The 22420-nt window shown below is 64.0% G+C and carries 22 protein-coding genes; 16 read left to right on the forward strand and 6 right to left on the reverse strand.

Annotation, left to right across the window (positions count from 1 at the left end):
• Positions 1-11: 11 nt before the first annotated feature.
• From YP76_RS07780 to YP76_RS07840, 13 genes are read left to right on the forward strand one after another with little or no spacing between them, the layout of a single operon-like run.
• Entirely contained in the window at positions 12-833 is an 822-nt protein-coding gene (locus YP76_RS07780; protein ID WP_046763284.1) for a polysaccharide biosynthesis/export family protein, read from the forward strand.
• The gene (locus YP76_RS07785) at positions 830-2245 is read left to right on the forward strand and encodes an ATP-binding protein (RefSeq protein WP_046763013.1); all 1416 of its coding nucleotides are present in this window, start codon (positions 830-832) and stop codon (positions 2243-2245) included. The genes YP76_RS07780 and YP76_RS07785 overlap by 4 nt, the downstream gene beginning before the upstream one ends.
• A complete protein-coding gene (locus YP76_RS07790) occupies positions 2242-3600 on the forward strand; it encodes a GNVR domain-containing protein (RefSeq protein ID WP_046763014.1) in 1359 nt (452 codons plus the stop codon). Before YP76_RS07785 ends, YP76_RS07790 begins: the two co-directional genes overlap by 4 nt.
• Positions 3597-4514 (forward strand): P-loop NTPase family protein, encoded by a 918-nt coding sequence (locus YP76_RS07795; RefSeq protein WP_046763015.1) that lies wholly within the window; start codon positions 3597-3599, stop codon positions 4512-4514. The genes YP76_RS07790 and YP76_RS07795 overlap by 4 nt, the downstream gene beginning before the upstream one ends.
• Entirely contained in the window at positions 4511-5323 is an 813-nt protein-coding gene (locus YP76_RS07800; RefSeq protein ID WP_046763016.1) for a WecB/TagA/CpsF family glycosyltransferase, read from the forward strand. The genes YP76_RS07795 and YP76_RS07800 overlap by 4 nt, the downstream gene beginning before the upstream one ends.
• Entirely contained in the window at positions 5316-6608 is a 1293-nt protein-coding gene (locus tag YP76_RS07805; protein WP_046763017.1) for a polysaccharide biosynthesis protein, read from the forward strand. The genes YP76_RS07800 and YP76_RS07805 overlap by 8 nt, the downstream gene beginning before the upstream one ends.
• A gap of 2 nt (positions 6609-6610) precedes the next feature.
• A complete protein-coding gene (locus YP76_RS07810) occupies positions 6611-7984 on the forward strand; it encodes an O-antigen ligase family protein (RefSeq protein ID WP_046763018.1) in 1374 nt (457 codons plus the stop codon).
• Positions 7977-8906: a glycosyltransferase family 2 protein gene (locus tag YP76_RS07815; RefSeq protein WP_046763019.1), complete on the forward strand. Its 930-nt coding sequence runs from the start codon at positions 7977-7979 to the stop codon at positions 8904-8906. The genes YP76_RS07810 and YP76_RS07815 overlap by 8 nt, the downstream gene beginning before the upstream one ends.
• Entirely contained in the window at positions 8903-9862 is a 960-nt protein-coding gene (locus YP76_RS07820) for a glycosyltransferase family 2 protein (protein WP_046763020.1), read from the forward strand. The genes YP76_RS07815 and YP76_RS07820 overlap by 4 nt, the downstream gene beginning before the upstream one ends.
• Positions 9862-10830 (forward strand): glycosyltransferase family 2 protein, encoded by a 969-nt coding sequence (locus tag YP76_RS07825; protein ID WP_046763021.1) that lies wholly within the window; start codon positions 9862-9864, stop codon positions 10828-10830. Before YP76_RS07820 ends, YP76_RS07825 begins: the two co-directional genes overlap by 1 nt.
• Complete coding sequence (locus YP76_RS07830; RefSeq protein ID WP_046763022.1) at positions 10827-11972, forward strand: endo-1,4-beta-xylanase; 1146 nt, start codon at positions 10827-10829, stop codon at positions 11970-11972. The genes YP76_RS07825 and YP76_RS07830 overlap by 4 nt, the downstream gene beginning before the upstream one ends.
• Positions 11969-13054, forward strand: coding sequence for an acyltransferase family protein (locus YP76_RS07835; RefSeq protein WP_046763023.1), 1086 nt, complete (start codon positions 11969-11971; stop codon positions 13052-13054). The genes YP76_RS07830 and YP76_RS07835 overlap by 4 nt, the downstream gene beginning before the upstream one ends.
• Positions 13054-13989, forward strand: a complete 936-nt coding sequence (locus YP76_RS07840; RefSeq protein WP_046763285.1) for a glycosyltransferase family 2 protein — start codon at positions 13054-13056, stop codon at positions 13987-13989. Before YP76_RS07835 ends, YP76_RS07840 begins: the two co-directional genes overlap by 1 nt.
• Here YP76_RS07840 and YP76_RS07845 read toward each other — a convergent pair.
• The gene (locus YP76_RS07845; protein WP_232307484.1) at positions 13974-15062 is read right to left on the reverse strand and encodes a glycoside hydrolase family 16 protein; all 1089 of its coding nucleotides are present in this window, start codon (positions 15060-15062) and stop codon (positions 13974-13976) included. The two genes, YP76_RS07840 and YP76_RS07845, sit on opposite strands and share 16 nt — an antisense overlap.
• Between YP76_RS07845 and YP76_RS28610 the strand changes: the two genes are divergently transcribed.
• Positions 15061-15414 carry a hypothetical protein gene (locus YP76_RS28610; protein WP_157801161.1) on the forward strand — a complete coding sequence of 118 codons (354 nt, stop codon included), beginning with the start codon at positions 15061-15063 and terminating at the stop codon, positions 15412-15414. The two genes, YP76_RS07845 and YP76_RS28610, sit on opposite strands and share 2 nt — an antisense overlap.
• Before the next feature lie 189 nt (positions 15415-15603).
• On the opposite strand, the gene YP76_RS07855 is transcribed toward YP76_RS28610, so the two are convergent.
• The 5 genes from YP76_RS07855 to YP76_RS07875 form a co-directional block, all read right to left on the reverse strand.
• Positions 15604-16947 carry a UDP-glucose dehydrogenase family protein gene (locus YP76_RS07855; protein ID WP_046763026.1) on the reverse strand — a complete coding sequence of 448 codons (1344 nt, stop codon included), beginning with the start codon at positions 16945-16947 and terminating at the stop codon, positions 15604-15606.
• Between the two features lie 337 nt (positions 16948-17284).
• Positions 17285-18532 (reverse strand): CaiB/BaiF CoA transferase family protein, encoded by a 1248-nt coding sequence (locus tag YP76_RS07860; protein ID WP_046763027.1) that lies wholly within the window; start codon positions 18530-18532, stop codon positions 17285-17287.
• A gap of 141 nt (positions 18533-18673) precedes the next feature.
• Positions 18674-19048 carry a c-type cytochrome gene (locus tag YP76_RS07865; RefSeq protein WP_046763286.1) on the reverse strand — a complete coding sequence of 125 codons (375 nt, stop codon included), beginning with the start codon at positions 19046-19048 and terminating at the stop codon, positions 18674-18676.
• Positions 19049-19313: 265 nt separating this feature from the next.
• Positions 19314-20228, reverse strand: coding sequence for an RNA polymerase sigma factor RpoH (rpoH, locus tag YP76_RS07870; protein WP_046763028.1), 915 nt, complete (start codon positions 20226-20228; stop codon positions 19314-19316).
• A gap of 75 nt (positions 20229-20303) precedes the next feature.
• The gene (locus tag YP76_RS07875) at positions 20304-21254 is read right to left on the reverse strand and encodes an RluA family pseudouridine synthase (protein WP_046763029.1); all 951 of its coding nucleotides are present in this window, start codon (positions 21252-21254) and stop codon (positions 20304-20306) included.
• A gap of 17 nt (positions 21255-21271) precedes the next feature.
• Between YP76_RS07875 and YP76_RS07880 the strand changes: the two genes are divergently transcribed.
• Both YP76_RS07880 and YP76_RS07885 read left to right on the forward strand, forming a co-directional pair.
• Positions 21272-21670 (forward strand): Mov34/MPN/PAD-1 family protein, encoded by a 399-nt coding sequence (locus YP76_RS07880; protein WP_046763030.1) that lies wholly within the window; start codon positions 21272-21274, stop codon positions 21668-21670.
• Positions 21671-21766: 96 nt separating this feature from the next.
• On the forward strand, positions 21767-22420 hold the full coding sequence (locus YP76_RS07885; protein WP_046763031.1) for a histidine phosphotransferase family protein: 654 nt from the start codon (positions 21767-21769) through the stop codon (positions 22418-22420).

Here is a 22420-nt window from a genome sequence, read left to right on the forward strand (position 1 = left end):
AGCCAATGGCTGTGAAAGCTGAAACTCTCGCCAAAAGTCTTTCCGCCCTGCTGATGATTGCGGGGCCGGTGACGGCGACTGCACAGAATAGCACGGGCGCTGCCGCGATGACTGCGGCCGTTCCACCCCCGTCGACGGCCAGCGCTGGTTATCAGCTTGGGCCGAACGACGAACTGAAGATTTCCGTCTTCGGACAGCCCGACCTGTCGACCACGACCCGCATCAAGGAGGACGGCACGGTCGTCCTTGCACTGGTGGGGCCGCTGACGGCGAAGGGCAAGACGACGTCGCAGCTCGCCCAGGATATCGAGGCGGGCTATGCCAGCGGAGGCTATCTCACCAAGCCCTCGGTCAGCGTAGAAGTCAGCAATTATGTCAGCCGCTTCGTCACGGTCCTGGGCAATGTGCCGCAGGCAGGAAACTATCCGCTCGACCGCGATTATACGGTGGCCTCGATGCTCGCCAAGGCGGGCGGGTCGACCAAGGATGGCGCCAATGCCGTCATCCTGACTCCTGCCGACGGCAGCGGGCCGGTGCGCATTTCGCTGGCCGACATGGCGGCGGGCGCGATGCGGCCGTTGAAGGCGGGCGACACGCTGTTCGTGCCGCCCGCCGAGAAAGTCTATGTCTACGGCCAGGTCCAGCAGCCCGGCGCCTTTTCCTATGTGCCGGGGCAAAGCTTCCGGCAGGCATTGGCGCTGGCCGGCGGACCGACGCTGGCAGGTTCCACGAAACGCATAAAAGTGCGCCGGGAGGGGAAGGAAATACAGGCCAATCTGGACGATCCGGTGAAGCCTGAAGATGTCCTCATCATCCGGGAGAAGCTGTTTTGACGACACTCGATCAAGGCTTCACGCAACCACGGTCCGGTCTTTTCGACCGGTTCATGTCCCTGACCCGCAGCGCCGACAAACGCAACGAGCGCATCATTCCCGACGATGTGCCGCTGCATCTGGACGTGCCGGCATTGCCCGGCTTCCGGCAGGAGGCGCTGGAGATGGAAGCGGGAGAATCCGCCCATCGCCCGCTGTCGATGAGCGCCATGGCCGCGCCGATCAAACCGATCAGCCTGCGCCGCGACAGCATCTATGCCGCCTTCAACACCGCCATGCCGGTGACGGACCGCCATGGCCTGGCGGGGCGCAACAGCGAGTTGGAGAAGCTGGTCGAGGCGATCGTCGTGCAGCGCAAGCATGCCGTGATCTTCGGCACGCGCGGATCGGGCAAGACCTCGCTCGCCCGTGTGTTCGGCGATCTGGCCGATGAGGCTGGCTGTATCGCCCTTTATGCCTCGGCCAACGGCGAAGCGGATTTCGATTCCCTCTTCCGCCCCTTCCTGACCGAACTGCCGATGAGCAACACGGGACAGGAGCGGGTGCGCAAGATGATGGGCGAACGGCTCGACGTCTCCCGCCTCTCCGCCCTGCTGGTGGAGGAGGTGCGCGAACGTTCGATCCTCATCATCGACGAATATGACCGGGTGCAGTCCGAAACCGCCAAGCAGGAAGTCGCGACGCTGCTCAAGCTGCTGACCGACATCCACTCGCCGGTGCAGGTCGTGCTGGTCGGTATTGCGAGCGACATTGACGGGCTGATCGCAGCCCATCCATCGCTGCGCCGCCACCTGGCGTCGCAGCGGGTCGCGCCGATCCCCAAGCCGGAGCTGGAGCGACTGCTGCTGAGCTGCGCCGGCAATGCCCGACTGTCCATCGACGACGATGCGTTGGACATGCTGTCGGGCGCGGCGATGGGTTCGCCCTATCATGCCCGGCTGTTCGGCATGTCGGCGGCCCTGGCGACGGAGGCCAGCGGTCGCGACCGCATGATCCTGTCCGACATCGAGCAGGGCCTTGTGTCCGCTCTGGAGGATTGGGAGGAGATGAGCGGCCAGACCTACGCGCTGTTCCGTCGCATCCTGTGGGAAGCCGGCTCGACGCGCCGGATGATCGCGCTGGCCGCCGTTGTGGCGTCTCAGATGTCGGCCATTTCCTATGAGCGGCTGGTGAAGCTAGGCCATGAAGTGCTGGGCGGCGGGTCGATCAACGAAGGACAGGCGCGCGACGCCATGGCGCGGTTGCAACCCGCCCTGGTCGCAACGCCCAATGGCGAACTGTGGATGTTCGAAGATACGCTGGCGCCGCAATTCCTGCTGCTGATGGCGAAGCAGCCGGTGCAGAGCGCGCCGCCTGTCCAGACGCCTGCCGAGGAAATGCGCGCGCTGCTCAAGGGAGTGGACGGGCTATGACCATGAACCCCATCGATTTGCTGGCGGCGCTTCAAGCGCGCTGGCGCACGGCGGCGATGATCGGGGGCATATTGTTCCTGATGATCGCCATCCTCGCCTTCATCCAGCCGCGCCAATATATCGGTACGGCTTCGCTGCTGCTCGACCTGTCGCAGACGGACCCGACCGACGCCAATGCGGCGCAGGGTGCGAAGCCGGACACGGACTCCATCCTCGGCACCCAGACCGACATCATGCGCAGCGGCAAGGTGATGAACGCCGTCGCCAAGGAGGCGGGCTTCGTCGACGCTCAGCCGACCGACATGCCCGCCGATGCGCGGTTGCAGAACGCCGCCGCGGTGGTGAGCAAGAACATGCTGGTCACCACCGGCCGGCAGAGCAACGTACTCCAGATCCAGTATCTGGACCCCGATCCGCAGGTCGCGGCGAAGGTCGCGAACCTGATCGCCAAGATCTACATGCGCGAGCAGGTCGAACTGCGCGCTTCTCCGGCCCGCGGCTCCGCCAAATGGTTCGATCAGCAAACGGAAGAGGTGCGCCGCCGTTACGAACTGGCGCAGAAGAAGCTGTCCGATTTCCAGCGGGCGCATGACATCATCGGCATCAACCGTATGGACCTTGAGGCCGAAAAGCTGAAGAATATGTCCTATCAGCTCACCCAGGCGCAGGCGGAAGCCGCCGCAGCCCGGTCGAAGGCCGGCGCGGGCGCCGTGTCCGACATCGAAGGATCGCTGATCGTCCAGAATTTGCAGGAACAGGTGGCGCAGCAATCCGCCCGCGTGTCCGAACTGCAAAAGACACTCGGTCCCAATCATCCGTCCATGGCGGCGGCCAATGCGCAGCTTTCAGAACTCCAGTCCAAGCTGGCGGCGGCACGATCCAGCCAGGCAGGCGCGGTCAATGCGAACAGCGTGGCGGCCAGCCGTCGCGAGGGCGACCTCAAATCCAACATGGCGGGCCAGGAGGATCGCATGATCCGCATGTCCGATGTGCAGGACCAGTTGATGGTCATGCAGCGCGACGTCGATGCGGCACGGCAGACCTATGACACGGTGCGCCAGCGCTTCAACGAGGCGGCGCTCAAGAGCCAGATCTCGCAGCCCAATGCCAGCCCGCTGGACGAGGCGACCGTGCCCCTGCTGCCTGCCAAGCCCAACATCATGCTGTGGCTGGTCGGCGGCGTCGCGCTGGGTCTGGTCGGCGGGATCGCGGCCGTGATCCTGATGGAGATCATCCATCCGCGTGTTCGCTCGGCCGCTGGCGTGGCCCGCGCGACCGAAGTCGAAGTCATCACCGAACTGATGCCGGTCCCGACCCATGGTGGCTGGTTCTTCAAGCAGCAGGAGGCCGCATGAGACTGCGTTCCACGGCAGGCGCACCGCCTCAACTCGCATCGAGTGGCATTGGGGGCAGCACGAGCAACCTGCGTCCCCGCGCCCGCGACAGCCATAATTTCGCCCGCCTCGCGGTGGAGCATGGTTTTCTTGCCGAAGACGATGTCCACAAGGTCGAGGCCCATGCCCGGTCCCAGGGTCTGGCGCTGCATGATGCGGCGGTCGACCTGGGGCTGTTGAACCCCGAGGACGCGGGGATACTCGCGGCCTTGCAGGGCGGCTTCGCCCTGCTGCCGGAGGGCGACCAGCGGATCGATCCGCTCGTGGTCGCGGCGTTCGATCCTGCCAATGCCTATGCCGCCAAGGTGCGGACCATCCGCGCCAAGATGCGAGTGGCCGCCAAGGATGGCGATCCAGCCTCCCTGCGGCTGGCGGTACTGGCGATCGAAGCGGGTGACGAAGCCGCGATCATGGCGGCCAACCTCGCCGTCGTGCTGGCGCAGATGGATGGGCAGACCATGTTGATCGACGTCGACATGGGGCGGCCTTCGCTCGACCGGCTGTTCCGCATCGCCAACAAGGCGGGTCTTGCCGAGCAGTTGATGGGCAGCGCGGCGCTGCTTCCGGCCGCGAAAACCGCGGTCGAAGGGCTGTGGCTGATGACCGCGGGCCGGGCTTCGGGCAGTGCGACCAGCCTCATCACCCGTGGTCCGCTGGCCGAAACCGCCAATGGCTGGGGCCTGCGCGACACGTCGATGCTGTTCTACCTCGCCGAGCGTAAGGGGGACCAGACGCCCTATGGCAGCATACTTGCAGGCTTCGACGCGGTGGTGATCGTGGCGCGGCGCGGCGATACCGCGATCGCCGACATGCGCCGCGTGATCGACGATCTCGACCGTCATGGCGTGCCCATTGCCGGGACGGTGATTGCATGAGCGCCGAACAAGCGCTGGCGCGCCGCCAGCCCTTTCCCTCACCCGGCATCGGGCAGGACGCGCCCGTCGCTCAAGTCGGCGGCGTACCGGTTTCCACATTGTCGCTGGACGCGCTGATCGCCAAGATGCTGATCGAGGCGCCCCTGCGGCGAAGTCTCGATCAACCGCCCCTGCTGGTGTTCGACGCCAACGGGCAGGGTCTGTCGATGAACGCCAGCGACCCGGTTTTCCGAACCAATCTGGCGCAGGCGGACCTGATCCATGCCGATGGGCAGATCATCGTCATGGCGTCCCGCTGGTTCGGCGGCCCGCCTATCGCGGATCGTTCCAGTACCACCGACATGTTCACCGACAGCCTGAAACCGGCGGCAGAGGCGGGGGTCCGCTATTATCTGCTGGGCGCGGAGGAGAAGGTGAACGCGCAATGCGCCAGCCGGATCGTCGCCATGGCGCCGGGGCTTCAACTCGCGGGACGCCGCAATGGCTTCTGGAGGCCGGAAGAGGAAGATGCGGTGATCGATGCGATCAATGAAACCGCACCCGACATCCTGTGGGTCGGCACCGGCAAGCCGCGCGAGCAGGCCTTCTGCGTGCGCCACCGGCACCGGATCAAGGCCGGCTGGATCGTCACCTGCGGCGGCCTGTTCAACTATATCACCGGCGATTATCCGCGCGCGCCGCTGTGGATGCAGAAATCGGGGTTCGAATGGCTGCACCGCATGGCGACGCGGCCCAAGGAACTCGCCTGGCGCTATATCACCACCAATCCGCACGCGCTCTGGCTGATCTGGAAACACCGCCATGGCTGAAGCCCAAGCGGCTGAAAACCCTCCGATGACGGGCCGCGTCCAGCGACTGGGCAATCTGTTCGGCCGCTTTGGCCTCGCCAGCCTGTCTTCGGCGGTCGTCTCGGTCAGCCACCTGCTGGTCCAGCTTTTCTCGATCCACCATCTGGGAACGGCGGCCATCGGTACGCTGGCCTTCCTGCTGGTGATCATCCAGTTCGGCTACAGCCTGTCCAATGCGCTGGTGTCGACGCCCTACACCATCGCCGTGAACCAGGGCGAAGAGGCGGAAGGGAAGAATTTCGACTTCTTCTTCCCCGTCAACCTGATGCTGGCGGCCAGCCAGGGGATGATCTGCGCCGCCATCGCCTGGGCCACGGCTTCGCCCATGGCGGCTTTGCTGTTCGGCATGGCAGGGACGCTGTCGCTGATCCGCTGGTTCGGGCGGTCCAATGCCTATGCCCATCACGCCCCGGCGCGGGCCGCCCGGTCGGACATGGCCTATGCCGGGACGATCCTTGCCGGGCTGCTGATCGCGTTGCGGACGGGCGCGGATATGCCCGTCATCGGCGGAATGCTGGTGGCGGCGAGCCTGATGGGACTGCTGCCCTTCGGCACTGCCTATCTGCGGCGGCATTTCGCCATGGCGCCTGGCCGCGCGCTCGGCGCCTATCGGCCGGTGTGGAAGGAACAATCGGCCTGGACGCTGGTCGGTGTGCTGTCGACCGAAGCCACCTCCAACTCGCACAGCTATATCGTGACGCTGCTGGCCGGACCCACGGCCTTCGCACCGGTCGCGGTGGGGATGCTGTTCTTCCGCCCGGTCAATGTTTGCATCACCGCCCTCACCCAGTTGGAGCGTCCCCGCATGACCCGCGCCGTCGCGCGTGGCGATCATGGCGCGGCGATCAAGTCGGAGCGGGTTTTCATGGCGGCGCTGGTCATGCTGTGGCTCGCGACCTGCCTGGTGGCGGCGATTGCGCTATATTTCTTCCCCGGCCTCATTCTGAAGCCCACGCTCGACCATCGATTGGTGATGATCGCGGTCGGCCTTTGCGCCCTGCTCTCGCTCGTCCAGTGCGTTCAGACGCCGATGAGCGTCATGACCCAGGCCCGGCGCGCTTTCCGTCCCCTCGCCGCGCAGAGCATGCGCAGTTGCGTCGTCGGTCTGATCGCCGTCACACTGCTGGTGTGGGGCACCGCGCCTGTCTTTTCCATCGGCGGCGTCGTGCTGTCGCAGCTCGTCATGATGCTCGGCATCTGGCAGCTCGACCGCCGATGGCGGCGTGACCAGCAGGAAACCGCCTGACCATGGCGACAAGCTGGCATCGCAGCGGTTTTGCCGCCCCCGCCGCCCCCGCGACCCGGGCCGACAGCGGTAGCTCGACGCTCGTCTGGGTGGCGCAGGTCTTCTACTTCGTCTTCCTGATGATGGTCTTCATCGGGCAACAGCCTTTCGCGTCCCGTACGCAGGAAGAACTAGTGGCGATGGCCGAAGCCAATGACGGCTCGGACCTGTTCAAACAAGCCCTGTTCATCGGCTTCGCCCTGCTGCTGACGGCGGTGCAGATAATGCGCAAGCAGCCGCTGAAATACCGGTTCACCTTCTGGCCGTTGGCGATCATGCTGGTGTGGTTCTTCATCACCTGCACATGGGGCGTCGCGCCGTTCATTTCCTTCAAGCGGGCGATGCAGCAGTTGATCGTGATCTACATCACCTTCTGCGCCCTTTCGCTGATCGGACCGGAACGGCTGTTCAACGCCCTGCGCGCGGCGTTGATCGTGTCCCTGATCATCTGTTGGGCATCGCTGCCCCTGATACCGGCGGCGGTCCACCCGGCGACCGAAAGCGACAAGGCGTTGATCGGCGCGTGGCGCGGTTTCTTTTTCCACAAGAATATCGCGGGCGCCGTCATGGCGCTTTGCTTCATCGTCTGCGGCAATAGCTGGATCGACAAGCGCAAATGGTATTATGCCCTCTTCGCGGTCATGGCCTTCGTGTTCGTGATCGGGACCAAGAGCAAGACATCGCTGGCCCTTTGCGTCGGCATGCTGGCGATCAGCAACATCTATCGCGCGCTGAGCGACAATACGCAGAAACGGGCGATCCTGCTGTTGATGCTGGGCTTCGGCATGGTCGGGTTCCTGGGTCTCTATATCGCCTATCAGCCGACCATCGAGCGGTTGTTCGCCGATCCCACTGCCTTCACCGGGCGGGTGTCGATCTGGCGGGTGCCGCTGGATTATCTGGCGGACCATCCCTATCTGGGCGCGGGGTTCGGCGGCTTCTGGCAGGTCGGCGCCAACAGTCCGGCCTATGATTATCTGAACCAGCAGTTCCAGATGCTGACTGCCCATTCGCATGACGGTTATCTGGAAATCTGGGTGACGACCGGGCCGTTGGGCCTGGCCATGTTGCTGGTCAGCTTCCTGGCCTTGCCCGCTTATTGGTTCCTGACCGGATCCACCAGGGAGAATCAGGCGCTGATGGTCCCGGCCTTCGCGATCTGGGTCTTCGTCATGTATCAAAATCTGCTGGAAACCAGTTTCTTCGACAAGGATCGCCAGGTCTGGGTGATCTTCCTCGCGGCGATCGCGACCGCGCACGCCAGTTTCAAGGCCAGGCCGCGCCCGACATGGTCGCGGCGGCACATCCCTCATCAGGCGGAGACCGTGAATGGCTAGGATCATCGTCTGCATCGCCACGTGCAACCGGCCTCAGGGATTGCGGCGGACCTTGGAGTCCCTTGCCGCGCAGCAAACGCAGCACGATCTGGAAGTGCTGGTCGCCGACAATGACGCCGCCCGGCAGGAGGGCATGGCCGTCGTCGAGCAGATGGCGTCGCAGGGCTATCGCTGGCCGATCGAGGCGCTGCTGGTGGCGGAGCGCGGCATTCCGCTGGTGCGCAATGCTTTGGTGGCGGCGGCCATGGCGCGGCCCGGTGTGACCCATGTCGCCATGCTGGACGACGACGAGGCCGCCTCCCCCGGCTGGATCGATGCCATGGCGGAAACGGCGGCGCGCTGGGATGCCGATGTCGTCGGCGGCGCCGTGCTGCGCGAGATGGACAGTGCCATCGCGTCCTGGGCGGCTCGCCATCCCCTCCTCGCCCCCAAACAGCGCGGGCGATCCGGCCCGGTCGCGCTGGTCGACAGCACCGCCAATGTGCTGATGGCGGCGGCGGCGCTGCGCGCCATGGGGGATCGTCCGTTCGACGAACGCATGGCGCTGACCGGCGGGTCCGACAAGCAACTCTTCACCCGCATGCAGCGCAAGGGCTTCCGCTTCGCCTGGTCGGAGGAGGCGGTCGTCACCGAACTCATCCCGGCCAGCCGCGTCACCGCCAAATGGCTGCTGATGCGCGGCTATCGCGTAGGCATGACCGACATGATGGTGGAGCGTTTCCACAAGGGGCGCGTGCGCGCATTGCTGGGCGAAGCGCCGCGCATCGTCGCGGGATTCCTCATCGGCTCGCTGGGCGCCGTCACAACGTTCGACAAGGGCAAGCGGGTCGAGCGCCTCGGCAAGCTCTATCGCGCGGCAGGCAAGATCGCGGGCCTCGCCGGATTTCACTATGAAGAATATCGAAAGGTGCATGGCGCATGAGCAATGCAGCCCCGAACGGCGCACAACCCTTCTTCTCCGTCGTCATCCCCCTCTACAACCGGGCGGAGATCGTCGGTGACACGATCCGATCCGTGCTGGCGCAGGACTGGCAGGATTTCGAGATCGTCGTGATCGACGACGGATCGCGCGACAATCCGCAGCCGGTGATCGACGCCATCGGCGACCCGCGCGTCCGCTATATCCGGCAGGACAATGCGGGCGGCGGCGCAGCACGCAATGCCGGTATCAGGGCGGCCGACGGGCGCTATATCGCCTTTCTCGATTCCGACGACCTGTTCCTGCCGGGCAAGCTTTCCATCATGGCACAGGCGCTGGCCGGGGACGATGGCAGGGCGGTGCTCTATTCCCGCATGAAGGTCGACCGGGGCGTCGACCGCTACTGGATCAGGCCCGATCGCGGCATCCGCGAGGACGAGGATGTGGGCGAATATCTGTTCTGCGCCAACCAGTTCATGCAGACCAGCACCATGGTCGTGCCCACCGCCATGGCGCAGGAGGTGTTGTTCGACCCGGCGCTCAAAAAGGGCCAGGATCTCGACTTCTGCGTCCGGCTTCAGGGCGCGGGCGCGCGGTTCCGGATGATCGACCAGCCGCTGACCGTCTGGCTCGACGCGACCGAGGCGGGCCGGACTTCCTATGTGAAGGGATATGAAACCTCACTCGACTGGCTCGACCGTTGCGGCCATATGCTCACCAACCGGGCGCGGCGCGGCTATCGGGCGACCGTGCTCGCCTATCATATGGCGCCGATCAAACCCGTCGTCGCGATCAAGGACCTCGCCGTCGGCATGGTCGCGGGAGGAGTCCCCCCCCGCGTGATCGCCCGGCAGGTGCTGCGTTCCTATCTGCCAAAGCCGCTCTACCGTTCGCTGGTCAACGGGTTCGTGCTGCGGTTCGGCAAGGCAGGAACCCTCACGAGCGGAGCCAGTTCGTGATGACCGCATGGCAACCTCCGTCCAGCCTCAAGGCGGTCGCCGCCACGCCGCTCTTTTCCGTCGTGATTCCCACCTATCAGCGGCGCGACGCGGTCGTCGCCGCCGTCGTCTCCGCGCTCGAACAGACCATCGCGATCATCGAGGTGATCGTGGTGGTGGACGGGTCGACCGATGGGACGGAGGTCGCGCTGGGCGCAATCAACGACCCGCGCCTCAAGGTCATCGTGCAGGAAAATCGCGGCGCGGCGGCGGCCCGGAACAAGGGCATCGACCATGCGCGAGGACGTTATATTGCCTTCCTCGACTGCGATGACCGCTTCCTGCCGCATCATCTGGCCGACCTGCTGCCGCTGGTGCAGAAAAGCGAAGAGATCGTCGCCTATGGTCAGGTGCTGGCCGACCGCGGCGAAGGGCGCAATTTCCTGAAGCCCCCTCGCGCCATCGCCAGCGGTGAAACCATGGACCGCTATCTGATGTGCGACCGGGGTTTCATCCAGACCAGCAGCATGGCGCTCGGCCGGGCGCTGGCGAAGCGGGTGCGCTATCGCGAGGATGTGAAATTCGGCGACGACACCGATTTCGCGATGCGCCTGGCGCTGGCCGGTGCCCGCTTCCTGATGACGGAGCGGCCCGGCACCATCTGGGCCGACCGCCATGCCGAGGACCGTCTGTCGCAGGTGCGCGGCAGCGTCGGCAGCCTTGGCTGGCTTCGCGATTTGAAGCCCCATATCTCCGCCCGCGCCTTTTCCGCCTATATGGGCTGGCACGCGGCGAAGAGCATCTGGCCGACCAGCAGGCGGCAGGCGATGCGCTATTATCTCGAAGCGGTCTGCCGGGGCGCCTTCGGTCCGCGTATGGCGGCGACAGTATTGTTGCAGATCGTCATGCCCGACCCCGTCTACCGGCGCATGTCGGACCGGCTGATCGACCTGTCGCACATGATTGCGGGCAAAGGACAAAGGCTATGAAACGGCGTGAATTTCTGGCCGGCGCGCTGGCGCTCGGTGCCTGCTCGCCGGTGCCCTCCAGCCGGGCGGAGGCAAGCATCTCGTCCGAAGGTCTCGCCGCCCATGCACGACGGTCGGGCCGCTATTTCGGCGCGGCGATCAAATCCCGCCAGTTGCGCGAAGACCCCGATTTCACCGCCGCCGTCGCGCGTGAATGCGACATGGTGGTGCAGGAATATGAACTGAAGCGCGGCACCACCGAACCCAGGCCCGGCAAATATGATTTCAGCGGCGCCGACCAGATCATCGCCTTCGCCCAGGACCATGGGATGAAGGCGCGCGGCCATGCGCTGGTCTGGTACGCGGCCCAGCCGGACTGGCTGGAACCGGCGCTGAAGCAGGCAGATCTCACCGGCCGCGAAAAGCTGATGACCAGCTATATCGACATCGCCATGCCCCGCTATGCCGGCAAGATCGGCGAATGGGACGTGGTCAACGAAGCGATCGAACCCAATGACGGCCGCGCCGACGGCATGCGCGCGAAAAGCATGTGGCTGGACGCGCTGGGGGAGGATTATATCGACATCGCCTTCCACCGCGCGCGCGAAGTCGATCCCCGGCCCATGCGGTTTCTGACCGACTTCGGCCTCGAACATGATTCCCCCCGCTGCGAGCGTCGTCGCACCGCGATGCTGAAACTGCTCGACCGGCTGATGGCACGCAATGTGCCGGTCGATGCGGTCGGCATACAGGGACATTTGAAGCCCTATAAGGAGGGCTTCGATCAGGCGGTCTTCGCGCGTTTCCTGGAACAGCTGAGCGGATATGGCCTGGCCCTGTCGGTGACGGAATTCGACGTGGCCGACAAGGGCGGCCCACCCAATCCCGACAAGCGCGACGGTGAGATCGCCTCGGTGGCCAAGGCCTTTCTGGACGTGGCGCTGGACAATCCGGCGATGCGCTCGGTCCTCTGCTGGGGCCTGTCCGACCGCTATAGCTGGCTGTCCAACTATCCCGACTATAAATGGTCCGACGGCCAGCTTTCCCGCGTCCTGCCGCTCGACGGGCAGATGCGCCGCAAGCCGCTCTGGGATGCCATCGCCTCCGCCTTCGACGCGGCGCCGCCGATCGGCAGGACAGCCTCCAGGAGAACAGGCGCATGAGAATTTCCTCGCTCACCGGCCTGCGCGGCGTGGCGGCGGTATCGGTGCTGCTGTACCATATCCCGCATAATCCGACGTTCGAGGCCTTCCGCCTGCCTCTCTTCTCGCGAGCCTATCTGGCGGTCGACCTGTTCTTCATCCTGAGCGGCTTCGTCATTTCGTTCGGCTATCACGACCGGGTGGTGAACCATCTGGGGCGGTCGAGCTATGTCGATTTCCTCGTCAACCGCATGGCGCGGGTGTGGCCGCTGCACCTGATCGTGACGTTGGTGTTCATGGCCAGGATCATCCTCAACGTCTCGGGCAATCAGGCAATCGCACTCGACCTGCCCAATGTGGCGACCAACATCTTGATGATACAAAGCTGGGGCTGGGGCACCGAACCGATCGCCGGCAATAGCTGGTCGGTCAGCACGGAGGTCGCCGCCTATCTCCTCTATCCGCTGATCGCGATCTTCGCCTTTTCGCGATGGGCCTGGGCGCAGGGCCTGCTCTACATCGGGATATTGGCGCTGGTCGCCTCATCGGGTCTTGGGGCCAGCGGACCGCTGGACGTCAATGACAGCGATACGGTGCTGACCCTGCTGCGCTGCCTTGCGGGCTTTTCGCTGGGCGTCCTCACCTATCGCTGCGCGGAAAGGCCCTGGTGCAAGCGGCTGGTGGACCGGACAGGCGGTTTTGCCATCGTCTGCGGCCTGATGGCTTTGGCGCTGCTGCTGCCCGGAAAGGCCGATGTGCTGGTCGTCTGCCTGATGCCGCTGCTGGTGCTGAGCTGCTATTATAACGGCGCGGCGGCGCGGGCAGTGATGGCCAATCCCATCAGCTTCCACCTCGGCCTCATCAGCTATTCCATCTATCTTTGGCATCCGCTGGTTCGTGACGTCGCGGCGCGGGCGATGGGCGTGGCCCACAAACATGGCATGACGAGCATCGACGGGCTTTTCGTGGTGGGGATGCTGGTCTCGACATGGCTGCTCTGCTGGGCCAGCTATGCGCTGATCGAGGTGCGCGGGCATCGGCTCATCAAATGGCTCCAGCGCGGCGGCCGGTCGCGCAAGCCCGCGCGGGAGGCGACCGTCTGATGCCCGCCATCTGGATCGCCATCCCCACATTCCGGCGACCCGACCGGCTCGCGCATCTGTTGCAGACATTGCCGGGCGTGGCGGGCCGCCATGATGTGATGGTGCTGGTCGCGGACAATGATCCGGAGCGGCAGGAGGGCGCCGCGGTAACGCGGCGGTTGCAGGCGGAGGGCTACGCCCTGCCGCTGACGCTGCTGACGGTCGGGCAGCCCGGCCTGTGCGCCGTGCGCAATGCCATTGCCGAAACGGCACTCTGCGATCCCGCCATGCGCTTCGTCGCCATGATCGACGATGACGAATGGCCGCAACCGGGCTGGCTGGACGCGCTGCTGATCTGTCAGGCGCAGGTCGGCGCAGATGTGGTCGCCGGACCGGTCGATAGCTGTTTCGTCGGCGATCCGCCGCGCTGGGCGAGGGAAACCCTGGTCTTCTGTCCGGAAGAGCGGCCATGGGGCGCCGCGCCGATGCTGTGGGCCAGCAACAACCTGCTGGTCAGCCGCCGGACCTTCGCGATGATCGACGCGCCCTTTTTCGATCCCCGGTTCAACCGCAGCGGCGGCGAGGATCTCGATTTCCTGGCGCGCCTGCGCGATGCCGGCGCCCGCTTCGGCTGGTCCCCCGACGCGCGGGTCAGCGAATGGGTGCCGGCGGAACGGGCGCGCCTGTCATGGGTGTTGCGCCGTATGTGGCGGATCGGCTGCACCGAAACCATGGCCCGGCAAAAGTCCCTGCCCGGCCGGATCGGAACGATGAAGTTGCTCGCCCGATCGCTTGCCATATTGGCGCTGCGCACGGTCGGCCTCGCCGCCATGCTGCTGCCCGGCGCACGTCGGGTCGACATTGCCGGGCAGTGGATCAAGAGCTGGGGACGCCTCTACGCCCTCTCGGGCGGCGTCCGCAGCGATGCGGTGGTGGGCCATTATGGCGCGCTGTAGATGCGGAAGCTCTTGATGATCATGTCACCCGAGCCATCGTCATAGGCGCCATTCGTCTTCACCGCGACATCCATGATCGGATACCAGCGATGACCCTGGAAGGGGTTCACCGACTGATAGGTCTCCACACCATCGACGAACCAGGTGATGTAATCCCGCTGGATATCCACGGCGAAGCGGTGGAACCCCTGGCTGTATCCCGTGAGACCATAGGCCTGTTGCGACTGGATCGTGACGCCGCGCGCATCATAGCGGGTGCCGTTCGCGCCCACATGGATGGTGTGCGCGATATGCCGGTCGAAATCCCAATAGCTCTGATAGCCGAAACCCTCATAGATATCGATTTCCGGCGGCCAGCCACTGGTCGAGATCAGCCAGAAGGCGGGCCATGACCCGCGCCGGTTGGGCATCCTGGCTTCCCATTCATATTGGCCATAACCGATCTGCGAAGCCAGGAAATTGCGGCCGTCCAGTACCGATGAACCGTAATACCAGGTCTGGCCGTCATAATTGATCGGGGTCTTCAGCTTCTGCGTATGCAGCACCAGCCCGCTCGTACCCCAATAGACCGGCCCCTCGACGCCAGGAAAGACCGAGGAGTCGAGATATAATCCGGTTTCCCCATTTGCGATCTGGGTACGTCCGTGGGACAGTGACGTGGCCCAGCGGTCCCATCCGCCATCCGGCGAACGCTTATGCGTATCCTTCGCGAGTTCGAACTGTAGCGTGCCGGTCGGCGCGAATGTACGCGGTTCGCGGAAGGTGCCGGTCGCCTGGGCCGTGGCCAGTGCCGTGCTGGAGGCGGTGATCGTCGCCGTCGCCTGGCCCTGAAGCCCGCCCCAGGGCGCTTCACGCAGCTTGAGCTGGAACTGCTGGCCTTCGGTGGCGGCGATGATCGGCACCGCTACGGTCTGGATCAGCGGATCGCCGGGACGGAAGATCACCACCGTGTCGACGGTCTGGTAATTATAGCCGGAAATGGCGCGATAGGTGCCCGATCCGTTGACCGTCGTAATCCGCGCGATCACCGTGTTGGGCGTCGGCCGATCCAGTGTCACCGGTACATAGGCCATGTTGCTGCCCGGCTGGAAACTGGCGTTGCCGAGCGAAAGCGTCGCCTTTTCCGGCAATCTCGTTCCATTGGCGAAGTCGAAAGTGGAAAAATCCGACACGCTGTTCGTCGTTGAGGAACCATTCACGCTCGACGTTGTTGAGGACGTCGGAGCAATGGTGGTGGACGACAGCAAAGTCGTCGTTGTTGTCGACGTCGTATTCGATGTCGACCCATTGGTCATGATCGTAGCGGCACCCGCTGCGAAAATGCAAAGAACGGACATTCCGGCTCCAAAGATGGAGCCAGTCATTTTGACAGGCATGTTTGCGACCCCCGAAGTTAACCCCTGTAGGGTCTCCTATGAAGGTTAACAAAAACTTCCGGTCAATATCGACTCGTCGTGTTCTTTTGGAATTTGCGATGAACTGTTGTTTGCCCAAGCGAAACGATGTTTGAAATCCGCCATCGTTTCAAAATCGCTACGATGGGAACCAAAATAGATTTGAAGAGTAGTGGCCCGCTTGCCCATCCCCAAGACGGGATGGGCAAGCGGTTGCGGCTTATTCAGCCGCCTGGACCAGCTCCTCGAACTCGGGCGTGGTGCCACGGCCAACGCTGACATAGGTGAATCCCGCCGCCTCCGCGACTTCCGGCCGGTAGATGTTGCGCAGGTCGACCAGCCCGACTCCGTTCATGATGCCCTTGAGACGCGGCAGGTCGAGCGCACGCAGCGCATCCCATTCAGTGACGATGACCACCGCCTCCGCCCCTTCCGCGGCGCTGTAGGGATTGTGGCAAAACTCCACGTTCGACACCATCGCGCGGGCGGCATCCATGCCCTCCGGATCATAGGCGCGTACCTGCGCGCCGCCATCCTGCAAGGCCTGGATGATGGAAAGCGACGGCGCATCGCGCATATCGTCGGTATTGGGTTTGAAGGTCAGGCCGAGGACCGCGATCGTCTTGCCACGTACCGATCCGTTGCACACGGCCACCACCTTGCGCGCCATGGCCCGCTTGCGGCTCTCGTTGATGGCCACCGTGGTTTCGATGAGGCGTATCGGCGCACCCGCATCCTCCGCCGTCTTGACCAGCGCCAGCGTATCCTTGGGGAAGCAGGACCCGCCATAGCCCGGCCCGGCGTGAAGGAATTTCGAACCGATCCGGTTATCCAGGCCAATCCCGCGCGCCACCTGCTGGACGTCGGCCCCGACATTTTCACACAGATCGGCCATCTCGTTGATAAAGGTGATCTTCATCGCGAGGAAGGCGTTGGCGGCATATTTGATCAGTTCGCTGGTCCGGCGGCCAGTGAACTGGATCGGCGCCTGGTTGAGGTAGAGCGGTCGATAGACCTCCTCCATCACCGGGCGGGCGCGTTCATCCTCCATGCCGACGACGATGCGGTCGGGCCGTTTGAAATCCTGGATCGCCGCTCCTTCGCGCAGGAATTCCGGGTTGGAGGCAACGGCGAACTGCGCATCGGGATTGGCCTCCCGGATGATGCGGTCGACCTCGTCACCAGTGCCGACCGGGACGGTGGACTTGGTGACGATGACGGTGAACCCGTTCAGATTGGCCGCGATCTCCTGCGCGGCGGCATAGACATAGCTGAGATCGGCATGACCATCCCCACGCCGGGCGGGCGTGCCGACGGCGATGAACACCACATCGGCCTGGCTAACCGATCCGGCAAGATCGGTGGTGAAAGTCAGGCGCCCAGCCTTCACGTTGCGCGCGATGAGGTCGGCAAGGCCAGGCTCGTAGATCGGCACGCCGCCACCCTGCAACAGCTCGATCTTGCGCGCGTCCTTGTCCACGCAGATGACATCGTGGCCGAAATCCGCGAGACACGCGCCGGAAACCAGGCCGACATAGCCCGAGCCGGTCATAACGATCCGCATCACTATTCTCCTTCTTCAAACGGCTTTCGACCGATGGCCAACCGATCATGTCAGGACGCACAAATCCGTTCCGGAAAAACCGGATGCACGGACCCTCATCCCTCATCATGGGTTGGGCGCCAGCCGACCGAGCCCGATGCCCAATTGGCCGGAACCAGCCGGCGATTGACGCAGCGCAGCATACCGCGCTGCGCAGCATGGATGCAACACAGCCCGCCGCTCTACGGACACATATGGACGTGGATCAGGCGTTTAGCCCATGGAAAAAAGGCGGAAACGCCGACGCTCCCACCCCTCGCGCGCGATCGTTCGAAATTCGAAACCGCCGCTATCGCCGTCATTTCTTCCCATCGGCCGGACGCTGGGCAATCGCGCCTTCGCTGGCCAGGGCATCGAGCGCGGCATCGTCGAGGCCCAGCCACTGGCCCAATATTTCCCGGCTATGCTCACCCACGCGCGGCGGGCAATATCGATAATCGGCGGGCGTTACAGAAAGCTTGGCCGGATAGGCGACGGTCGGGATTTCAACGCCGTCCTCTTCGCGACGGAAGCGATGGACGGTCTGCCGCGCTTCGACGAAGGGGTCCTCGAACACATCCTTGATCGTGTTCACCGGTCCGGCAGGCACGCCCCTCGCCACCAAGCGCGCCATCAGTTCGTCACGATCGAAGGGACGGACGATCTCCTGCACCTCGGCCTCGATCGCATCGCGGTTGATGAGCCGCTGGGCACTGGTGGCGAAACGCGGATCGCCGCCGAGTTCGGCATGCCCCATCTCCTCGCAAAAGGCCCGGAACTGCCGGTCATTGCCGATGGCGATGATCATCACGCCGTCTGCAACCTCGAAGGTCTTGTAGGGCACGATGGTCGGATGACGATTGCCCAGCCGGCCCGGCACCACGCCGCCGACAAGGAAATTCGCGCCTTGATTGGCGAGCATCGCGATCTGCGTATCGAGCAGTGAGACATCGATCCGCTGCCCTTCGCCGGTTCGTTCGGCGTGGCGGAACGCCACCATGATGGAAACGGTCGCGTACATGCCGGTCGCCAGGTCCGCCATGGCGACGCCCGCGCGCAGCGGACCGCCATCCTCCTCGCCGGTGATGCTCATGAATCCGCCCATGCCCTGGGCCACGAAATCATAGCCACCACGGTCGGCATAGGGTCCGTTCTGGCCGAAACCCGTGATCGAGCAATAGACGAGGCGCGGATTGATCTCGCAAAGGCTCTCATAATCGAGGCCATATTTCCTGAGGCCGCCGACCTTGAAATTCTCGACCAGGATGTCGGCTTCCGCAGCCAGCCTGCGGATCAGCTCCGCGCCCTGTGGCGTCGCCAGGTCGATCGCAGCGGAGCGCTTGTTGCGGTTGCACGAAAGATAATAAGCGCTGGTGCCGATTTCCGGCTGGCCATCGGCGCCGGTCAGATAGGGCGGTCCCCAGGCACGGGTGTCATCGCCGCGACCCGGCAACTCGATCTTGATCACGTCGGCGCCGAAATCGGCCAATATCTGCGTCGACCAGGGACCGGCGAGGACCCGTGAAAGATCCAGCACCTTGACCCCTTCAAGAGCCCGGCCGTTCATGGCCGCGCTCCTGCCATCATCATGTCATGGTAAAATCGCATCCGCTCCTGTCCCCGCACCCCTCCTGCGCCGGTTGCTTCGGCAGGTTAGCGAGGCAGGATGGTCAGCACAATTATTTCGCACCATAGGATAGTTTTCAGATCATTTGCCGGATGAGCTGGCGAGATAGGCGATCAGGTTGGCGCGATCGGCGGGATTGGGCAGGCCCGCGAAGATCATCTTGCTGCCAGGCACCTTCGCTGCGGGTTTGGTCAGAAAAACATCGAGCGACTTGGCATCCCAGCGGATCTTGGCGTTCTTCATCGCGGGCGAATAAGCGAAACCCGGGACCGTGCCCGACGTGCGGCCCATTATCCCGGCAAGCGAAGGACCAAGACGGTTCACGCCGCGATCGACGGAATGGCAGGCCATGCAGCGGGCGAAGACCGTCTTCCCCTTGGCAGCGTCGCCCGTCTGCGCAAGTGCGGGGCTCGCAATCAGCATGGCGGTGGCAAGCGCAACGAGTTTCGAAATCATCAGCAACCCTCTTTCCTTCTTCGCTCATCGGATTCCATGTCCGTGCGCGCAAATATACCGATAATGGCCTGAGTCTGAACGCCGATTGAAGCAGTCTCGGATTTGCGAACGAAGGAACGGGGATGGAGGAACCACTCTGTCACCCGAACGGAACCGGGCGGGACAACCGCCACCTCGCTTCCGCCCCCCCGAACCATGACGCCACAGCTCCCAAGAAAAAGCCCCGGATCGCTCCGGGGCTTTCATTCCTTCTCGCTGGCCCCGCTCAGATGGTCGCCAGCCGCGCCACCTTGCCCAGCTTGTCGCCGGCAATCCGCATCATCGCCTTTTGCAGCTTTTCAAAGGCGCGCACCTCGATCTGGCGGACGCGTTCCCGCGACACGCCATAGACCTGAGAGAGTTCCTCCAGCGTCTTGGGCTCTTCCGCCAACCGCCGCTCGGCAAGAATATGCTTCTCGCGATCGTTGAGGTCGTCCATCGCCTCGACCAGCATGTCGTGGCGCAGTTCGCTCTCCTGACGGTCGGCGACGCGTTCGTCCTGCAACGGATCGGTGTCCGCCAGCCAATCCTGCCACTGGCCTTCGCCATCCTCGCGCATCGGCACATTGAGCGACGTGTCGCCGCCCATCGCCATGCGGCGGTTCATGGAGATGACATCCTCCTCCGTGACGCCCAGATCGGTCGCGATCTTCTTGACGTCGTCGGGATGCAGGTCGCCATCCTCGAACGCTTCGATATTGTTCTTCATCCGGCGCAGGTTGAAGAACAGCTTCTTCTGCGCGGCGGTGGTGCCCATCTTCACGAGGGACCAGGACCGCAGGATGAATTCCTGGATCGAGGCGCGAATCCACCACATGGCGTAGGTCGCCAGGCGGAAGCCACGATCAGGCTCGAACTTCTTCACGCCCTGCATCAGGCCGATATTGCCTTCGCTGATCAGCTCGCTGACCGGCAGGCCATAGCCGCGATAGCCCATGGCGATCTTCGCCACCAGGCGCAGATGCGACGTCACGAGCTGGGCCGCGGCTTCGGAGTCCGCATGCTCGGCATAGCGCTTCGCGAGCATATATTCCTGCTCGGGCGTCAGAATCGGAAATTTGCGGATTTCCGACAGATAGCGGTTGAGGCTGGCTTCACCGCCCAGCGCAGGAACCGCGGGGACATTGGTCTTTCCGGCCATGTCGTCACCTTTCCCTTTCATGCGCGGCGGAACCCAGAAGAGGCGTTCGAAGCGCCGTCGCAAACTTATCCAAACCTATACGTGAAGCTCGCTTAACAGTTCCTGCATATCCGCAGGCAGTTGGCTGTCGAAGCTGAGCGCCTCACCCGTTACCGGATGTATGAACCCCAGCCGTTTCGCGTGCAATGCCTGCCTTTTGAAACCCAGCGTTTCCAGTATCGATTTGAAACCTTTTCTCTCTCTACTGTAAACCGGATCGCCGATCAAGGGGTGACCCAGATGGGCCATGTGCACCCGCACCTGATGGGTACGCCCGGTTTCCAGCCTGCATTCGACCAAAGCCGCACCGCGCAGCTTCTGCTCCGTCCGGTAATGGGTCACGGCATGCTTGCCACGCCCTTCCCGATGAACCGCCATTTTCTTTCGATCGGCGTCGGACCGGCCGATCCAGCTATCCACCGTGCCCGCGCCCGGCGCGGGCACGCCATAGACGATCGCGGCATAGAGCCGGTCGATGCTATGATCCTTGAATTGCTTCGCCAACCCTTCATGGGCACGGTCCGACTTGGCAACGACCAACAGGCCGGAAGTATCCTTGTCGATGCGATGAACGATGCCGGGACGCGCCACGCCGCCGATGCCGGATAATCGCCCCTGGCAATGATGGAGCAGCGCATTGACAAGCGTGCCGTCGAGATTGCCCGCCGCCGGATGGACCACCAGCCCCGCCGGCTTGTCGACGACGATCAGGTCGGCGTCCTCATGTACGATGGCGAGCGGAATGTCCTGCGCGATTGCCTCCGCCTCGACCGGCGGCGGCAAGGTGATGGCGAAGGATTGCCCCACCAGCACCTTCATCGACGGATTGGGTGCACGGCCGGCGGTTTGCACCTGCCCCTCGACGATCAGCGCCTTCAGCCGTTCGCGCGACAGGTCGGGCACCAGCTCCGCGAGCGCCTTGTCGAGCCGCATGCCGTCCTGCGCCTCGCTTATCGTCGCTTCAATGATGGAAACCCCCGAATTCATTGGATAGGGATGTAGGAATGAGGGTCAGGATTGCAAGAGGCATTTTGGAACAAATCATGTCCGAAGCGGCAGCAACGCCGCTTGAGGTCTGCGGCCTGCTCCTGGGCGAGGTCGAGCATATTCGGGCGATCCGTCCTGCCGCCAATGTCGCGGCCGACCCGGCACGGCATTTCGAACTCGACCCGGCCTCCCTGATCGCCGCGCACAAGGCCCAGCGTTCAGGCGGACCACGGATCGCCGGCCATTATCATTCCCACCCCAGCGGGGTTCCAGTCCCATCCTCCACCGACGCAGCCAGCGCGGCGCCGGACGGAAGCCTGTGGCTGATCGTCGGGGGCGGTTCGGCGCGGCTCTGGGTTGCGACGGGGACGGATGAAAATGCACGATTTGTTGAGGCTTTGCTCGATATCATGTGAAGGAAAGGCGGCAGGCCGGGCTTGCATCATGCGGCGGGGCAGCGCATTAGCCTTTCATTCCCTTCCTGATTTTCCTTCCGGCGGCAGCGAGACTTCATGACCAATCCGACCGACAGCATTGAATTTGCCAGCCTGCTCTGTTCGCGGCTGTGCCATGATCTGCTGAGCCCCGTGGGCGCGCTCAACAACGGGCTTGAGCTGATGGCGGACGAAACCGACCCGGAAATGCGGCAGCGCTGCCTGGACCTGCTGGCGGACAGTGCCAAGACCTCGGCCAACAAGCTCAAATTCTTCCGCCTGGCCTTCGGATCGGCGGGCGGTTTCGGTGATACGGTGCCCACCCATGAAGCGCGTGTCGCGATCGAGGGTATGTTCGCCGCATCCGGCCGGGTGAAGGTCGGCTGGATGATCGAGGAGGACATGCTCGACAAGCTGCCGGTGAAGGTGCTTCTCAATCTTGCACTGATCGCGGGCGACGCGCTGGTGCGGGGCGGACAACTCGACATCGGCGCCGAACGGCGGCCGGGCGTCACCGAAATCGTGGTGCGTGCGGAGGGCCCGAAACTGGTGCTCGACCCCGATCTGCGGGCCGCGCTGGCCGGAACGCTGCCGCCCGAAGGACTCGCCTCGCGGACCTCCGCGGCCTGGATGGTGCGCACGCTCGTCACCAGCACCGGCGGCGAAATCGCCCTGTCGCCCGCGGGCGAACCGATGCTGCTATTTGGCGCATCCATTCCAGACGCCCAATAG

It is taken from the genome of Sphingobium chungbukense, assembly GCF_001005725.1.
GTDB lineage: Bacteria > Pseudomonadota > Alphaproteobacteria > Sphingomonadales > Sphingomonadaceae > Sphingobium > Sphingobium chungbukense.